Annotated in this window: 14 protein-coding genes; 7 read left to right on the forward strand and 7 right to left on the reverse strand. The window is 63.4% G+C overall.

What is annotated here, in order from left to right:
* The first annotated feature begins 226 nt into the window (after positions 1 to 226).
* The 3 genes from RA302_RS09685 to RA302_RS09695 are packed head-to-tail and all read left to right on the forward strand — an operon-like array spanning position 227 to position 3664.
* Complete coding sequence (locus RA302_RS09685; protein ID WP_037134353.1) at positions 227 to 1507, forward strand: ATP-binding protein; 1281 nt, start codon at positions 227 to 229, stop codon at positions 1505 to 1507.
* Positions 1504 to 2163: a response regulator transcription factor gene (locus RA302_RS09690; protein ID WP_020969075.1), complete on the forward strand. Its 660-nt coding sequence runs from the start codon at positions 1504 to 1506 to the stop codon at positions 2161 to 2163. Before RA302_RS09685 ends, RA302_RS09690 begins: the two co-directional genes overlap by 4 nt.
* A 49-nt stretch (positions 2164 to 2212) precedes the next feature.
* A complete protein-coding gene (locus RA302_RS09695; RefSeq protein WP_338480364.1) occupies positions 2213 to 3664 on the forward strand; it encodes an MFS transporter in 1452 nt (483 codons plus the stop codon).
* Here RA302_RS09695 and RA302_RS09700 read toward each other — a convergent pair.
* The 6 genes from RA302_RS09700 to RA302_RS09725 all read right to left on the reverse strand — a co-directional run bounded on the left by RA302_RS09700 (position 3661) and on the right by RA302_RS09725 (position 9238).
* Positions 3661 to 4866 carry an MFS transporter gene (locus tag RA302_RS09700; protein ID WP_338480366.1) on the reverse strand — a complete coding sequence of 402 codons (1206 nt, stop codon included), beginning with the start codon at positions 4864 to 4866 and terminating at the stop codon, positions 3661 to 3663. The genes RA302_RS09695 and RA302_RS09700 overlap by 4 nt on opposite strands.
* Before the next feature lie 189 nt (positions 4867 to 5055).
* Positions 5056 to 6450, reverse strand: coding sequence for a HAMP domain-containing sensor histidine kinase (locus RA302_RS09705; protein ID WP_029254938.1), 1395 nt, complete (start codon positions 6448 to 6450; stop codon positions 5056 to 5058).
* Positions 6447 to 7145: a response regulator transcription factor gene (locus tag RA302_RS09710; RefSeq protein WP_020969076.1), complete on the reverse strand. Its 699-nt coding sequence runs from the start codon at positions 7143 to 7145 to the stop codon at positions 6447 to 6449. Before RA302_RS09710 ends, RA302_RS09705 begins: the two co-directional genes overlap by 4 nt.
* 76 nt (positions 7146 to 7221) lie before the next feature.
* Positions 7222 to 7863, reverse strand: a complete 642-nt coding sequence (locus tag RA302_RS09715) for a phosphatase PAP2 family protein (protein WP_019747602.1) — start codon at positions 7861 to 7863, stop codon at positions 7222 to 7224.
* Positions 7864 to 7865: 2 nt separating this feature from the next.
* Positions 7866 to 8450, reverse strand: a complete 585-nt coding sequence (locus RA302_RS09720) for a M15 family metallopeptidase (protein WP_019747603.1) — start codon at positions 8448 to 8450, stop codon at positions 7866 to 7868.
* A gap of 110 nt (positions 8451 to 8560) precedes the next feature.
* On the reverse strand, positions 8561 to 9238 hold the full coding sequence (locus tag RA302_RS09725) for a helix-turn-helix domain-containing protein (protein ID WP_070796127.1): 678 nt from the start codon (positions 9236 to 9238) through the stop codon (positions 8561 to 8563).
* Between the two features lie 151 nt (positions 9239 to 9389).
* Between RA302_RS09725 and RA302_RS09730 the strand changes: the two genes are divergently transcribed.
* Together RA302_RS09730 and RA302_RS09735 are read left to right on the forward strand one after the other, a co-directional pair.
* The gene (locus RA302_RS09730) at positions 9390 to 10226 is read left to right on the forward strand and encodes a class I SAM-dependent methyltransferase (RefSeq protein WP_338480371.1); all 837 of its coding nucleotides are present in this window, start codon (positions 9390 to 9392) and stop codon (positions 10224 to 10226) included.
* Positions 10223 to 11614, forward strand: coding sequence for an FAD-binding oxidoreductase (locus RA302_RS09735; protein WP_029537867.1), 1392 nt, complete (start codon positions 10223 to 10225; stop codon positions 11612 to 11614). The genes RA302_RS09730 and RA302_RS09735 overlap by 4 nt, the downstream gene beginning before the upstream one ends.
* A 27-nt stretch (positions 11615 to 11641) precedes the next feature.
* Here RA302_RS09735 and RA302_RS09740 read toward each other — a convergent pair whose 3' ends face one another.
* Positions 11642 to 12841: a serine/threonine-protein kinase gene (locus tag RA302_RS09740; protein WP_020906948.1), complete on the reverse strand. Its 1200-nt coding sequence runs from the start codon at positions 12839 to 12841 to the stop codon at positions 11642 to 11644.
* Between the two features lie 227 nt (positions 12842 to 13068).
* On the opposite strand from RA302_RS09740, the gene RA302_RS09745 reads away from it, so the two are divergent.
* Positions 13069 to 13989: a hypothetical protein gene (locus RA302_RS09745; RefSeq protein WP_182261802.1), complete on the forward strand. Its 921-nt coding sequence runs from the start codon at positions 13069 to 13071 to the stop codon at positions 13987 to 13989.
* Positions 13986 to 15539, forward strand: coding sequence for a DNA polymerase Y family protein (locus tag RA302_RS09750; protein WP_019747609.1), 1554 nt, complete (start codon positions 13986 to 13988; stop codon positions 15537 to 15539). Before RA302_RS09745 ends, RA302_RS09750 begins: the two co-directional genes overlap by 4 nt.
* The last annotated feature ends 50 nt before the right edge of the window (positions 15540 to 15589 follow it).

A 15589-nucleotide genomic window follows, 5' to 3' on the forward strand; every position in this document is an offset into this window, starting at 1 on the left:
TGGCTTCCGAGGCAGCCTCCGCGCATCAGGGCCAACCCTGATCTTTGTGGTGATCGCGGGTGAGGGTGGCGGACTGATTCAGGGTTGGACCCTGATGTGTGTCCGCGTGGTTCGTGCCAGTATCGACTATGTGCAATATCTGTCAGATCCGCCGTTCGTGAGCGGTCCCGCTCCCGGGTTTGCGGGAGGCCCGCCCGTCAACGGGGTACCGGTGCATCCCGTACCCATGAAGAAGGGCGTGCCCATTCCGGGTGCCGTGCCACTGCGAAAGCTGGAGCGGCGCTCCGGCGGTCGCATCGTCGCCGGAGTTGCGGGCGGGATCGCCGATCATCTCGGTATCGATGTCCTGAAAGTGCGCGTCGCCTTCACGATTCTTGCGGCGATGGCCGGATCCGGCATCGTCATTTACGGCGCCTTGTGGATCTTCACCTCCGCCGGCACGGACACGCAGAAGCCGTCCGCGGCCGAGCGGCAGCGGGCGTACGGCTTGATCGCACTCGGATTGGGCGGCGCAGCCGCGTTGTCCTGGTTGTTCAGCGGCACGGCGGGTTCGGTGCTCGCGCCGTTCTTCGTCGTCGCGATCGGTGCCGCCTTGGTGTGGCGCGAGTTCGACTCCGACGGTCCCCGTACTGTCATCGGCTTGCCGCAGCGGCCTACCGTTCTGACGTGGGCGCGGGTGGTCGGGGGAGCCACCTTGATCATCTTGGGTCTTGGCGTTGTCGTCCTTGCTCAGGTCGACCTCGAAGCACTGCGCTCGTCTCTCTTGGCTGTGGTCGTGACGCTGATCGGTGTCGGTTTGTTGACGGTGCCGCTGTGGCTGCGGATGTGGCGTGCTCTCGGCGCCGAGCGTGCGGCCCGAATTCGCAACGACGAACGTGAAGAGATTGCGTCGCATCTACACGACTCCGTCCTTCAGACGTTGGCTCTGATTCAGAAGCAGTCCGACAACCCACAAGAGGTGGCGCGCCTGGCCCGCGGTCAGGAACGCGAGCTGCGCAAGTGGTTGTTCAGCGGCGGCGACATCGACCACACGAGCCTGACGGAAGGCCTGAAGATCATCGCCGGTGAAGTGGAAGACCAGCACGGTGTCACGGTCCGTCCCGTCACTGTCGGCGACGTACAACTCGAAGGCGAAGGCGTCGAGAACGGCCTGCCCAAGGAAGCGTTCACCGCGCTCCTCGGTGCGACGCGTGAAGCTCTCGTGAACTCGGCAAAGCACTCGGGGGAGAAGGAAATCAATCTGTTCGCCGAGGTCGAGGGTGATCAGGTCAGTGTGTTCGTTCGTGATCGCGGCGTCGGATTCGACGTCGACGCGGTGCCGGAGGATCGCCAGGGGCTGGCCAAGTCGATTCGTGGTCGAATCGAGCGGCGCGGTGGCCGCGTCGTGGTTCGATCCGACATCGGAAAGGGCACCGAAATCCGCGTGCACATGCCGCTCGGTGACTCTGCTCTAAAGTGGGACCAGACTGCTGACCGTGTCGACAACCCCGAGGAACAGCCCCAGTGACTTCGCTTGCGCCGCCCCCGTACCGCGTATTTCTTGTCGACGATCATGCAGTGTTCCGCTCCGGGGTGAGGGCCGAGCTCTCGCGCGAGACGGATATGGATGTCGTCGGTGAGGCCGGCGGCGTGGCGGAGGCAATCGCCGGTATCAACTCGACGAAGCCGCACGTCGTTCTGCTCGATGTCCACATGCCAGACGGTGGTGGAGTGGCAGTTCTGCGCGGAATCGATTCCGGCCCGGTGTGCCTGGCGCTCAGCGTTTCCGATGCCGCCGAAGACGTGATCGCGGTGATCCGCGGCGGTGCGCGCGGGTATGTGACCAAGACGATCTCGGGATCCGAACTTGCCGAGGGCGTACGACGCGTTGCCGGTGGTGACGCGGTGTTCGGGCCGCGCCTGGCAGGTTTCGTGTTGGACTCCTTCACCGGACGCTCCAATGCACCCGAGCCACAACTCGATCCGGAACTCGATTCTCTTACTCCGCGGGAACTCGAAGTGCTCAGATTGCTGGCACGTGGGTACACCTACCGTGAAATTGCCGAGGACCTGGTGATTTCCGTGAAGACGGTCGAGACTCACGCATCGAACGTTCTGCGAAAGACTCAGCAGTCCAATCGCAATGCGCTGACACGTTGGGCACATCGCCGACAGATCGACTGAATTTCCGCGCACCCTTTCGCGATTGCGAGTGAAGGCGCACCATGGACCGATGACGGAACCACTGGCGCTCGCGTCGAGACGTGGGCGTTGGGTTGTCGCCGCCACCGTTCTCGGCTCGAGCATGGCTCTCCTCGACGGCACCGTCGTCAACATTGCTCTGCCGCACATCGGCGAGGACTTGAATTCCGGTGTCGCCGGGCTGCAGTGGACTCTCAGCGGATACACCTTGGCATTGGCGTCGCTGATACTGCTCGGGGGAGCCCTCGGCGATCGTTGGGGTCGGCGGCGGGTATTCGTGTGGGGGACGGTCTGGTTCGCGGTCGCGTCGTTGCTGTGCGGAATTGCACCTGACATCACGTTTCTGGTGATTGCGCGGATCCTGCAGGGAGTGGGAGCTGCGCTCTTGACGCCTGGCAGCCTTGCCATCATTTCCGCGTCACTTCGCGAGGAGGACCGCGGCGCGGCAATCGGCTTGTGGTCGGGCTTGGGTGGTGTCGCCGGCGCTATCGGTCCGCTGTTCGGTGGTTGGCTGGTGGAAGTGGCGGGATGGCGATCGGTGTTCCTGCTCAACATTCCGTTGGCGATCGTCGTGGTGTGGGCAGCGGTGCGCCACGTGCCGGAGAGCCGCGATCCGCATCCGCCCGAGCACCTGGACGTGGTCGGATCTGCCTGCGCAGTAGTCGGTCTCGGGGCGCTGACGTACGGGCTGATCGAAGTCAACCCGATAGTCGGGCTGGTCGGGGTGCTCGCTCTGTGCCTGTTCGTTGTGGAACGTCGATCGCCGAGTGCGTTGGTGCCGCCGTCCCTGTTTCGTTCGCGGATGTTCGTCGCGGCCAATCTGGTGACTCTCGCGGTCTATGCGGCTCTTGGCGGTGTGTTCTTCCTGCTCGTGCTGCAATTGCAGTTGGTCGCGGGGTACTCACCGGTGGCTGCCGGCGTCGCAACGGTACCGATCACCTTGGCATTGTTGCTGTTGTCTTCGCGCGCGGGCAGTTACGCGCAGACGCACGGACCGCGATTGCCGATGACGGTCGGGCCCGCCGTGGCCGCGGTGGGGTTGGTGTTGATGACGCGGATCGGCCCGGATGCGTCGTACCTGACCGTCGTGCTGCCGGGAGTTCTGGTCTTCGGGCTCGGCCTGGCGGTGATGGTGGCGCCGTTGACTGCGGCCGTGCTCGGCTCGGTGCCGGTGGAGCAGTCCGGAATCGCGTCCGGAGTGAACAATGCCGTTGCTCGCACGAGCCAGCTTCTTGCGGTTGCGGCCTTGCCCGCTCTCGTGGGCATTGATGCCGAGAGCCTGGTCGATCCGTCGAGTTTCTCCGACGGTTTCCGGTACGCGATGTACATCTGTGTGGCGCTGCTGTTGATCGGTGCGGCCATCGCCGCGACGCTGATCCGTACTCCGACTGTCGAGCCTGTTCAGGAAGCGGATTCGGTTGCGTGCAAGCCGCATTGTGATCTGACGGGACCTGCAGTGCAACCGAATCCGATGAGGGACTAGACGCTGATGTCGCGATCTCGGCTGGGCACCAAGGGGATTGCCGCGGCTGGAAATGCCGCGACTATCGCGAAAGCGAGCGGGTAGCCGACCGCGCCGATCAGCGCACCGACCACCGGGCCCACTGCTGACGCGGCAATGAACTGGCCGGTGTTCTGTGCGCCCAACGCTTTTCCTTGCCATTTCGGCCCGGCAGCTTCGGCGACAGATGTGAACGCCAAACCGTTGTCGGCGACGCTGACGGTTGTTGCCAGCAGCAGGATCAGGGCCGGAACGCCCCAAGGCGCTGCGCCGGCTGCTGCCATTGCCAACATGACCGCGGATGCGGAGACGGCAACCAACCTCAGCGGGCCTACTCTGCTTCCGGCGCGATCACTCCAGATGCCGACGACGATGCGACCGAGTGCACCCACGAACTGGGAGATCCCGATCAGGAGTCCCGCGGGCGCCGCATCCCAGCCTTGCTCGCTGATCAGCCAGACCAGACCGAACGTCGAGAGGGTGAACTGCGGAAACACCAACAGTGCCGAGACGAGGTGAATGCGCCAGAGGAACCAGTTCGAGAGATAAGGGTTGATCGTCTCGACCGGGATATCGGTGGACCGCGCCGGGCGCGGGGGATTGACCAATGCGACGGCACAGATCAAGGCGAGGACGCCGTTGAGCGCCACCGACAGTCCGACGGCCGAACCGATTCCTACGTTCGCGGCGAGAGTCGGGATGGTCAACGACGCAATGGTCACGCCCAGTGGCTGTGACATCTGCCTGATGCCCATCGCTAGGCCGCGCCGATCCTTGGGAAACCAGCCGACCACAACACGCCCACTGGCGGCGTTGGTGCTCGCCGCAGCCATTCCGCCCAGTAGAAATGCGATCCCGAGGAGGGCGTAGTTGTCGGTGGTGGTCGCGGCGAGCGCGGCGATCGCCGTCAGCGCGAGCCCGATGGAGATGACCCATTTCTCACCGAATCTGTCGGCCATCGCTCCCCACGCCACCAAGGTGAGAACCATGCCGAAAGTGGGTGCAGCGGCCAGGGTTCCGGCTTGTGTCAACGAGAGACCGTGCTCGGAATGCAGCAGCGGGATCAAAAAGGCGGGGGTGCTGACGAAGACGGTGCCTGCGGCCTGGGCTGCGACGCCGATTCCGAGCATCGTCCACGCCTTCGGGGAGACGGCCGTCTCTTCCAACCGCGACGCCTGCGTCATGGTGCCCTCCGATTTCTACGCTGTTGGACGATGCCGACGCTACTCGTGTGGTTTCACATGTTGAAACCAGAATCCCACTATTTGGTCAAACGTGGGGGGTCCAGGGTGCGAAGTGCCCACCCCTTTTCGAGCGAACGGTACGACGATCGCCTTGGGTGCGCCGAAAGGTACGTTCGCTCGGGAAGCGGGTCAGCGATGGGGCAGGCGAACCGTGAAGATCGTGCGCCCGTCCACCTGGTCGACGCCGATGGTGCCGCCGTGCAAGTGCACGTTTTCGACGGCGAGGGAGAGCCCGAGTCCGCTGCCCTCGCTGCGTCCGCGCGCGGTGTCGACCTTGTAGAACCGCCGAAAGATCGCCTGCCGGTCTTCGGGTGAGATGCCGGGGCCGTGGTCGACGACGGTGATGACGGAGAAACCGGGTTCTGCGCTCAACTCGACGCGAACCGGAGGCGCTCCGTGGCGCAGTGCGTTGCCGACGAGGTTGGCGACGACTATGTCGATTCGACGCGAATCCACTCTGGTGCTGACGTTTTCGGGTGCACGGAGTTCGACGGTTTCTGTCCAACCTCGGCTCTCGAGTGTGCGCTCGGTCAATTCGACGAGGTCGACGTCGTCGAGGACGAGACGCGCCTGTTGTGAGTCGTGGCGCGACATTTCGATCAGATCTTCGACAAGTCGAGTGAGCTTGCCGATCTCACTGCTCACGATGCGCGCTGCAGCGGCGGCGTCCGGCGGAAGATTGGGGATCTCTTCGCGGAGGATTTCGCTGACCGGAACCAATGCCGCCAGCGGCGTTCGAAGCTCGTGGGAGACGTCGGCGACAAATCTTCTCGACTGTTCTTCCGATTCTTCCAGACCTCGGATGACCGCTTCGTTGCGAGCGACCATGTTGTTGAAAGTTGTTGTGACCTGGGCAAGTTCGGCTACTCCGTCTTCGGGGAGCCGGACGCTCAGGTCGCCGTCGGCGGCGCGGGCGGCGGCCTCGTCCAGGCGTTTGAGCGGACGGACCAGCGTCGACGCGATCCAGAGTCCGAGCAGACCGCTCACCAGCACACCCGCCGCGAGGGTGAGACCGACAGCTCGAAGCAGGTCGTCGAACTTGTCCTGCACCCCTACCAGCGGCCGGATGGTGACGGCTTTGACCAGTGTCTCGTTGTCGTAGCCGTCGTCTGCAGTCATGTCCACGACATTGACCGACATTCCCAACATGATGCGCTGGGAGTCGAGTCTCTCGAAGCGGATCAGTTTGGGACTGTCCAAACCCTCTTCGAAGCTGGGTGGGATCGTTGCCGCATCCACTGATCCTTGACGGATGACTTCGCCGTCGACGATCAGAGTCATGTCGGACTGGAAGATCTGGTCGAGGGTGTCAGGTGTCAACCCGTCTACCGGCGGTCCGTTGCTGTACTGCAGTTCGTCGCGAAATTGTGCCGTTGCCACGTCCTGAGCGTTGGAATAGATCCACGACCGCGCCATGAACGAGACGACGCCTGCGGTTGCCCCGGCGATGATCACGACGATTGCGATGAACACGAGCACGAGCCTGGTCCGAAGACCGTCGACCCGAAGCCAGGTCGGTCTCATCGGGCCGGGCTGGTGTTGAAGCGATACCCGAACCCGCGCACCGTTTCGATCACGGTCGGTGTGGCTGGGTCGTCCTCGATCTTTCCGCGCAGCCGCTGCACTGCTGCATCGACGATTCGTGAGTCGCCCAGGTATTCCTGGTCCCAGGCTGCGGACAACAACTGCCTGCGGCTGAGAACCTGTCCGGGGTTTTCGGTCAGCGCCAGTATCAGTCGGAGTTCGGTCGGAGTCAGGGTCAGCAGCGTCCCGGCTTTGCGTACCTGCAATGACGACCGATCCAATTCCAGGTCGCCGAACTTCTCTGCGCCCGGCGCCACATCTGAACGCGATGTTGCGGGGGCCGAGCGCCGCACGACGGCTTTGATCCGAGCATCGAGGACACGCGGACTGGCCGGTTTGACGACGTAGTCGTCGGCACCGGCCTCGAGGCCGGCAACAGTGTCGATGTCGTCGGATCTGGCGGTCAAGATGATGATCGGGATCGAACTGCGCGTACGGATGCGTCGACAGATCTCGTAACCGTCGGCTCCTGGCAGTCCGAGGTCGAGTAGGACGAGGTCGGTGGAGCCGAGGACGTCGTCGAAATCGCCGTTACCGTCGGGCCGATGGCTGACGTTGTGCCCGAGTCGGTTCAGTCCCAACGTGATTGCCTCGGCTACCGCTGGATCGTCTTCTATGAAAAGAATGCTCACCATGCGCTCACCTTGGACTCGCCATGATCAGGGGCCTTCTGCGGTCGGAGGAATCTCGGTCAGCCAAGGGTACAGGGGGTCACACTTTCGAGAGCCGTTCGTTGCCTGAGTCCGCCAGTACTGCGTGCCGTGCGACGCTGGTGTTCAACGGAAATGCCGACACGGCGAGGGTGTAGCAGCCGACGAGCAGTAGCGCACCGATCACGTCACTCGGCCGGTGCCATTGCAACACGACTACCGAGATCGCGGTCCCGATGGTGATCAGCGCGCCGTTGACTGCAACGACTGCCCGCCACCTCGAGGGTGTGACGAGCACGATCGCGCAGACCAGAGCAGCGATGGCCGTCAGCGTGCCGCTGGGGAAGGAATTGTGCATCACCAGGCCGTTCAGGTCCGGTCGATCCAACGATTGTTTGAGAACCCAGGCCGTCGTGATGGGACCGAGGGTCACGACGACGACGCGTAGGGCCAGCGCAATCGGGTTGTTGCGCAATGTGATCATGAGTGCCACGAGCACTCCTCCCACTATCAGTATCGGAGTGACGAGGCCGATGAACTCGGTGGAGAACACACTGAGTCCTTCGGAGGTGGCCGCGCCCACCATGAGTTGTTGGTCGACGATCTGACCACCAGTCGTGTTGACTGCCAGTTCGAATTCGACGACTCCGAGGATCAGGAGTGCCAGTGCGGCAATCAGTCTCGCGGGTTTGACTCGAGTCATGATCAGCCTTCCGCTCTCTCGTCCGAAGGGTTGCTCAGTTGGGGCGGGCATTCCCCGCCGGGAGTGGTTGCCAATTCGAAATGCCACATCTCGTTGGCATAGGTCTGACAGAGGCCGTAATCATTGCCGTGCTGGATGAGCCAGTCGTCGGCATCGGTCGGTCCGATGTCGACGGCTTGTCCGCTGACATGCTTCGACAGACTCGGGGAGTGCACCCATTTGGACGCTTCGTTCATGCTGCCGTACTTGACGACGGCTTCGTCGAACAGTCGCTGTTGGTATGCGGCGGACCGCCAACCCGAGGTGACGTGCATGTTCACTCCGGAGGCCTGTGCGTCGGCCGCTGCCGACTGCAGCGCCGCGAGCAGTGCGGAATCGAGACGGGCCAGTGCAGGTACATGGGTATCCTGCACGCTGATGCCGTCCTCGATCTCGCCGCCTGCGGGTCCTGAATCAGGCTGAGTGGCAAGGTAATTACCACTCTTGGGCTTTGCTTCTTCTGTGTACGAGCATGCGCTGAGCGTGAGCGCACCGAGTACGACTGCACCGAGTGCGGCGAGGCGGATTATTCCGCGGTGGCTGGGCATACAACAGAGACTGCTCGGTCAGTGTCACCGTCAGGTGGTCGCCGTTCGTCGACGGTGTCACGGTCTGAAACAGCTCTGTAACAGGACGGAACGGGGCTGGTGAGCGCGCTTTACGCGGGGCGCGGGATCGATGCGAAAGTCGACAGTTCGAACCACGAAGGCAAGCTACGACGCAACGCCGTAGGCCCCGAAATGGTGACGTCACCTGACCGTATGGCGTCCGACCAGGTCAGGTTACCGCGCCAGATCTCGGTCATCGATCGCAAGCCGGCAGAGACCGACACCGCAACGTCGAAACCCGGATCGATATCGCACATGTCCACCTCCCCGGAATTGATGACGAGCCACCAGTTTCGCGAATGTTCACGCACGCCGGAGAAAACGAAGTGCACCACGGTCTTTCCGTCGGGAACCACGGAGTGATCCACGCGTCGATGCATGTCCCACAGCAGCAGTTTCGGATCCAGGTCTTCATCGCCCAGCTCGCCGATCCACCTGGTACCCCAGATTCCGAGAGCTTCGACCACAGGGCGCAGTTCTCGGCCCGCGTCGGTCAATCGGTAACTGACGACGCAGTCGGTTTCTTCTCGCTCCACGATGCCGGCGATCGCGAGTTGGTGCAGCCGCGTGGAGAGCAGAGTCGGTGACATTCGCGGAAGTCCGCGTCGGAGATCGTTGAAATGGTCGCTTCCCATCATCAGTTCGCGCAGGAGAAGCAGCGTCCACCGCTCGTCGAGTAGCTCCATCGCCTTGGCGACGGGGCAGAACTGGTGGTACGAGGACCCCATCACTCGATCGTAGGCCTCTGGAGTGCTCCGGTACAGATTTCGTACTGGAGAGGAGTGAACCGTCGTCGTAGCGTCGAAGTAACGGCATGAATGTTGTCGGGCTCCGAGGTTGTTGGGCTCCGAGTACCAAAAATATTGAAGGAGAACGGTAATGAGTGAATCGACGGAAACGCTCGGGCTGGATCGTGAGCTGAAGGCCAAGCATCGGGCCATGTGGGGTCTCGGTAACTATCCGGCGGTGGCCACGCAGGTCATTGCGGAACTCGGGCCCGTACTGGTCGGCGAGTGCGGTGTGCAGAAGGGTGACCGCGTGCTGGACGTCGCGGCGGGGTCCGGCAATGCCGCCATTCCGGCGGCCGCGCTGGGTGCGCAGGTGATTGCCACTGACCTGGCTCCCGAATTGTTCGTAGCGGGTAAGGAGGCCGCTTCCCTCGCCGGAGTCGAATTGGACTGGCAGGAGGTCGATGCCGAGGCTCTTCCTTTCGGCGACAACGAGTTCGACGTGGTGCTCTCGTGCGTCGGTGTGATGTTCGCGCCGCATCATCAGCGCGCCGCGGACGAACTTGTGCGAGTATGCCGACCCGGCGGAATGATCGGAGTGCTGAGTTGGACTCCGACGGGATTCATCGGCGAGATGTTCAAAACGATGAAGCCGTACGCACCGCCGCCGCCTCCTGGTTCGCAGCCGGCGCCTTTGTGGGGCGATGAGAACCATGTTCGTGATCTGCTTGGCGATGTTGCCACGAGGAAAGACGTACTTCGTGTGGACACATTCAGCGGGCCGGAAGAGTTCCGTGATTTCTTCAAGAAGAATTACGGGCCGACCATCGCGGTGTACCGGAACATCGCCGGCGATCCTGACCGAACGCAGGCGCTGGACCGCGATCTGCTCGAGTTGACGGAAAGGTACGGCAGCGGAAGCGAACCGTTCACGATGGAGTGGGAGTACCTGCTGGTCACCGCGACGCCCGATGGGGGAGGTGCGTGATGACGACGGTCGAGTTCGCGCCACTGAAATCGGCGATCACAGGTTCTGTGTTCGGCCCCCGAGATCCGGAGTACGACGACGCCAGATCGATCTGGAACGGGCAGATCGATCATCGTCCGGCGGTGATCGCCAGGTGCCGGTCGGCGTCGGATGTGGCTGTGGCACTTGCATTTGCCAGAGCCCATTCGTTGGAGGTTTCGGTCAGAGGTGGCGGGCATTCCTACCGAGGCACATCGGTGTGTGAAGGCGGAGTGATGATCGATCTCAGTGCGATCAACGTAGTCAGCGTCGCCCCGTCAGCGAAGCGAGCCAGGGTCGGTGGTGGTGCGACGATCGCCGACCTCGACAAGGCGACGCAGGAACACGGGTTGGCGGTGACCGGCGGAGTGATCAGTGATACCGGCGTCGGTGGCCTGACACTCGGTGGTGGCATGGGGTGGTTGACCCGCACGCTCGGCCTGGCGATCGACAATCTGGTGTCGGCAGAGGTGGTGCTCGCCGACGGTTCGATCGTTCGAGCCTCCGAGAACGATCACAGCGACTTGTTCTGGGCACTGCGCGGTGGCGGCGGAAATTTCGGAGTGGTCACCGAGTTCGAGTACCGTCTGAGCGAGATCGGTCCGGAAGTGCATCTGGGACTGTTCTTCTGGGGGATGGAGGACGGACCCGCAGCGCTTCGTCTGTGCCGCGAGGTAGTGCCTGCCCTGCCGAGAAATGCGGGTGCGATGGTTGCCGTCAGTTTGTCCGCGCCGCCGGCGCCGTTTGTCCCGGATCAATTTCACCTACTGCCCGGATACGCGTTGCTGGTAGCCGGTTTCGGATCGGAAGTAGAACACTCGAACGCGATTGCGCCGATTCGAGAGGGCTTGCCGACGCTTTTCGAGTTCGTCACTCCGATCCCGTACGTCGGCTTGCAGTCGATGCTCGACGAATCGGAACCGTGGGGTGCGTACGCCTATGAGAAGGCTTTGGACCTGGTGGATTTCTCCGACGACGTGATCGATGTTCTGACCGAACAAGCGGGCAAGAAATCGTCGCCGATGTCCTTCATGCCGATCTTTCCGCTGCAGGGAGCTTTCACTTCCGTCGGCGAGGACGACACAGCGTTCGGTGGTTCTCGCACACCGCATTACGTGTGCAATATGACGGCGACGGCCACCGATGCCGGGACGCTGGAATTGGATCGATCGTGGGTGCGTGAGACCTGGGAAGCCTTGCGTCCGTTCTCATCCAACCAAGGCGGGTACGTCAACTTCATGACCGACGTCGACGAGGACCGAGTGCGAGCTTCCTACGGCGCGGGGAAGTACGCGCGGTTGTCCGCAGTCAAGGCGAAGTACGACCCGGACAACGTGTTTCACCTCAATGCAAACATTCTGCCTGCGTGAAGCTTGTGCTCAGACCGTGAACACCAGTCAGGCGGTGAACACCAGGATGACGACGATCAGTGCGGCCAAGACGATGACGGCGACCATGCCGGTCATGGCGAGGGGAGCCCACGCGACTACCTTGTCGCGGGTGCTGGCATCGGCGGGTCCGGTCGGCATCCGCGGCGGCCAGGAGAACATGTCCATCGGACTGGGAACATTTCGCAGTGGCGTGTTCTGTTGCACTGCAGGAAGTCCGGTGACCGTGGAGCCGGTCAGGCGATTGCGGCGGTGTGGGTCGGCGAGTTGTGTGGTGCGGTGAGCCCAGGCCGGCACGGCGCCCTCGGACGAGTAGACGGGAGCGTCGATCAACTGATCGATCGTGCCGCCGCCGGTCGCGGCTGCGGCGAGCGCGTCGCGTGCCTGAGCCATCGTCGGCCGACGGGTCGGGTCCGGCTCGAGGAGCTGAAGGAGAACATCGGTGAGCGGTCCAGACTTGGTGGGTCGGTAGATCTCGGCCTTGGCGACACGATGCAGTAGGGCGATGGCGTCCGAGTCGATGCCGAAGGGCGGTTGGCCCTCGATCACCGTGTAGAGCGTCGACCCGAGTGAGAAGACGTCGCTGGCCTCGGTGGGGTCGTCGCCGCGGGCAACTTCGGGTGCGAAGTACGCGGGAGTGCCGGTGATGACCTCGTCCTGGGTGTCGGACACGTCGCTCTTTGCGCGGGCGATGCCGAAGTCGCTGATCTTGACGGTGCCGAGGGACTTGCCTCGGTCGGCGATCAGGATGTTGCCGGGTTTGATGTCGCGGTGGACGATGCCGGCGGCGTGCGCTTCGGTGAGTGCCGCAGCGATCTGCGCGCCGATCTGCGCGACTTCGAGTGGTGGCAACGTGTCCGCCAGGTTCATGGCCTGGGCGAGGCTGCGAGCCGGGAAGTACTCCATGACCAGCCAGGGTTCGCCGGACTCGATCGCGACGTCGTACATGGCGATGGAGTGGGGATGGGTGAGCTTTGCGGCGTTCCTGCCCTCGCGCAATGTACGTTCGCGGACCTCTTCGGCCGTTTCGGTGTCGAGGCCTTCCGTACTTGTGACCTGTTTCACCGCGACATCGCGGCTGAGGAGGGTGTCGCGGGCCAGCCAGACGGCGCCCATCCCTCCGTCGCCGATCTTGGAGCGGAGTCGGTACCGCCCCGCCAGCAGGTATTCGGGCCCGATGCCCCTCCCGGTCTGCTCTTGAGCTGTCACATCTCAAGGTTAATGGATTGATGCCACTGTGACGCTCGAGGCTCCTGTGAACTGGGTTTTTGGCTCTGCTTGACGTGTCGGGGGTGACACGGTTTACTGAAAACAGTTCGAAAATATGTTCGAAATTGCTGTTCGTTGGATGCATGTCAGACCCGACTTCCCCGCGGTTTGCCGGCTGGTTATGGATTGCTGCCGAGTGAGTTTTTCCGGTGTTCCGGAGGATGGGGATGACCGAGGTGACCGAGTTGGTAGAGCTGTCGGCAGATGCGGCGGGGTTGTCCCGTCAGGATCGGCTGGCACAGCTCCGCCGACAGATCGCGTCCATTCCCTCGCGAGGCGATACGTCGTTTTCGGGACCGAGTGTTTCCGGGCCCGGTGTTTCTGTGGCCGGTGTTCCTGTGGCTGGTGTTTCCGGGACAAGTGCAGCGGCCTCCGAGAGTGTTGCCGACCGGGACAGGCCGGTCGTGGACCGTGCGCACAAAGCCGGTGTCCTCCCGGTGCCGGAGGGTATCGCCGCATTGTTACCGCAGGGCGGTTTGGTGCGGGGAACCGTGGTGTCCGTCGAGGGTGCAGCGTCCTTGCTTTTGGGATTGGTCGCGTCGGTGACGGCGTCCGGAGGGCATGTTGCAGTCATCGGGCAGCCTCGACTGGGATTGCTGGCGGCGTACGAGATGGGTGCGCAACTGGAACGTCTGGCACTCATTCCGGCGCCTGGGCCGGATCCGGTCGAGATCGCCGCCGTGCTGCTCGACGGTATGGATCTGGTGATTCTGGGATTGGCGGGTGCGTCGGTATCCCCGTCGCGTGCTCGGGCGGTGGTCGCACGTGCTCGGAGCAAGGGCTCGACTCTTGTTGTCACCGAAGGTCACTGGGACGGAGCCGAGGTTCGGTTGGACGCTCGGGTTCATGGCTATGGTGGGTTCGGTCAGGGTCGGGAGTTGGGGCGTGGACGGCTCAGTTCCCTGAGCCTCGCGGTTCGTGCTCGGGGGCGCTCGTTCCAGCCCCGGACCACGCGTCTGGACATCTGCAGTGCAGCCGGGCGGGTCGAGTGGGTACCTTCTCGGCCGGTCGAGGATGTGTCGTCGCAGGTGGTGTCGGAGCAGGTGGTGTCGTCGCAGGTGGTGTCGTCGCAGGTGGTGTCACTGTGAGCAGAGTTCTGGCGTTGTGGTGCCCGGACTGGCCGGCGGTGGCAGCGGCAGCGCTTGCCGATCTTCCGGCCACACATCCCGTCGCGGTCACTTCGGGTAATCGGGTGATCGCATGTTCGGCGACGGCTCGTGCGGAGGGAGTGCGACGAGGCCTGCGCCGACGCGAGTCGCAGGCTCGCTGCCCGGAACTGTATGTGGCGATGGCAGATCCGGAACGCGATGCAAGATTGTTCGAGCCGGTGGCCGCGGCCATCGACGCGGTGGCACCGGGCGTCGAGGTACTCCGTCCTGGTTTGTTGGTGCTCAGCGCGCGTGGTGTCAGTCGGTACTTCGGTTCTGAGGAAGCTGCGGCGGAACGATTGGTGGATCAGGCATCTGCTGCGGGTGTCGAGAGTCAGGTGGGGGTGGCAGATCAGCTGTCCACGGCGGTCATTGCCGCGCGCCGGGCAGCGCTGGTGCCGCCGGGGGAGGGGGCACAGTTTCTGGCGCCGCTACCCATGCCGGAGTTGGCTGCCGAGCCCAGCCTGTCTGCACCGCATCGCGGGGAGTTGGTGGATCTGCTGCGCAGGCTCGGGATCAGAACCATCGGTGCTTTTGCGGATCTGCCGGCAGTGGACGTCGCTTCGCGTTTCGGTGCCGATGCGGTGCTCGCGCATCGTGCGGCGCGCGGTGAACCCGAACGGCCACCGTCGGCGCGGACACTTCCGCCGGACCTGGAGGTGGAGCAGCATTACGATCCGTCGATCGAGCGGGTGGATGCCGCAGCGTTTGCCGGGCGCGCCTTGGCGAGTCTCCTGCACGACAAGTTGTCTGCTGCCGCGGTGGCGTGCACCCGTCTGTCGATTTCGGCCAGCACGGGTAACGGTGAAAATCTTTCTCGGACTTGGCGTTGCGCCGAACCTCTGACGCCGGAGGGAACGGCCGATCGAGTGCGATGGCAACTGGATGGCTGGCTCACCGGGCGCAGTGAGACCCGGCCAACCGCAGGCATAGCCGTGTTGCGTCTGGAACCGGTGGAGGTGGTCAGTGCCGGCGCTTTGCAGTTGGGGCTGTGGGGCGGTGTCGGCGACGAGGAGGAGCGAGCCAGGCGAGCATTGGTGCGCGTGCAGGGTCTTCTGGGTGGCGAATCGGTTCAGGTCGGTGTCCTGAGCGGAGGTCGAGGGCCCTTGGAGCGAATTACCTTGTTGCCCTTGGGTGACGAGCGGGTAGCTACCCATGATCCGACAGCCCCGTGGCCGGGCCGTCTGCCACAACCGTCTCCGGGGTCGATCTTCGTCGACAATCCCAAGGTGTGGCTGGGGGATGTGGCCGGTAACGCCGTGTACGTCACTGAGCGCGGTGTCTTCAGTTCGCAGCCGGGAAGGCTGAAGTGGGGGAGCAAGGAATGGGCAGTGCAGGGGTGGGCCGGGCCCTGGCCGGTTGACGAGCGATGGTGGGACGCTGCCTCGGCACGCACGGCGGCGCGGGCTCAGGTTCTGTTGGAGGAATCGCGTGCGCTGCTGATGATCTGTGAAGGCGGTGGATGGTCGGTGGAGGGTGTGTACGAATGAGCTCGCAGGTATAGCCAGCTGTACCCGCCTGGTCGAGTCGACTGTACGAA

This window comes from Rhodococcus sp. DN22 (assembly GCF_036669995.1).
Taxonomy (GTDB): domain Bacteria; phylum Actinomycetota; class Actinomycetes; order Mycobacteriales; family Mycobacteriaceae; genus Rhodococcus_F; species Rhodococcus_F erythropolis.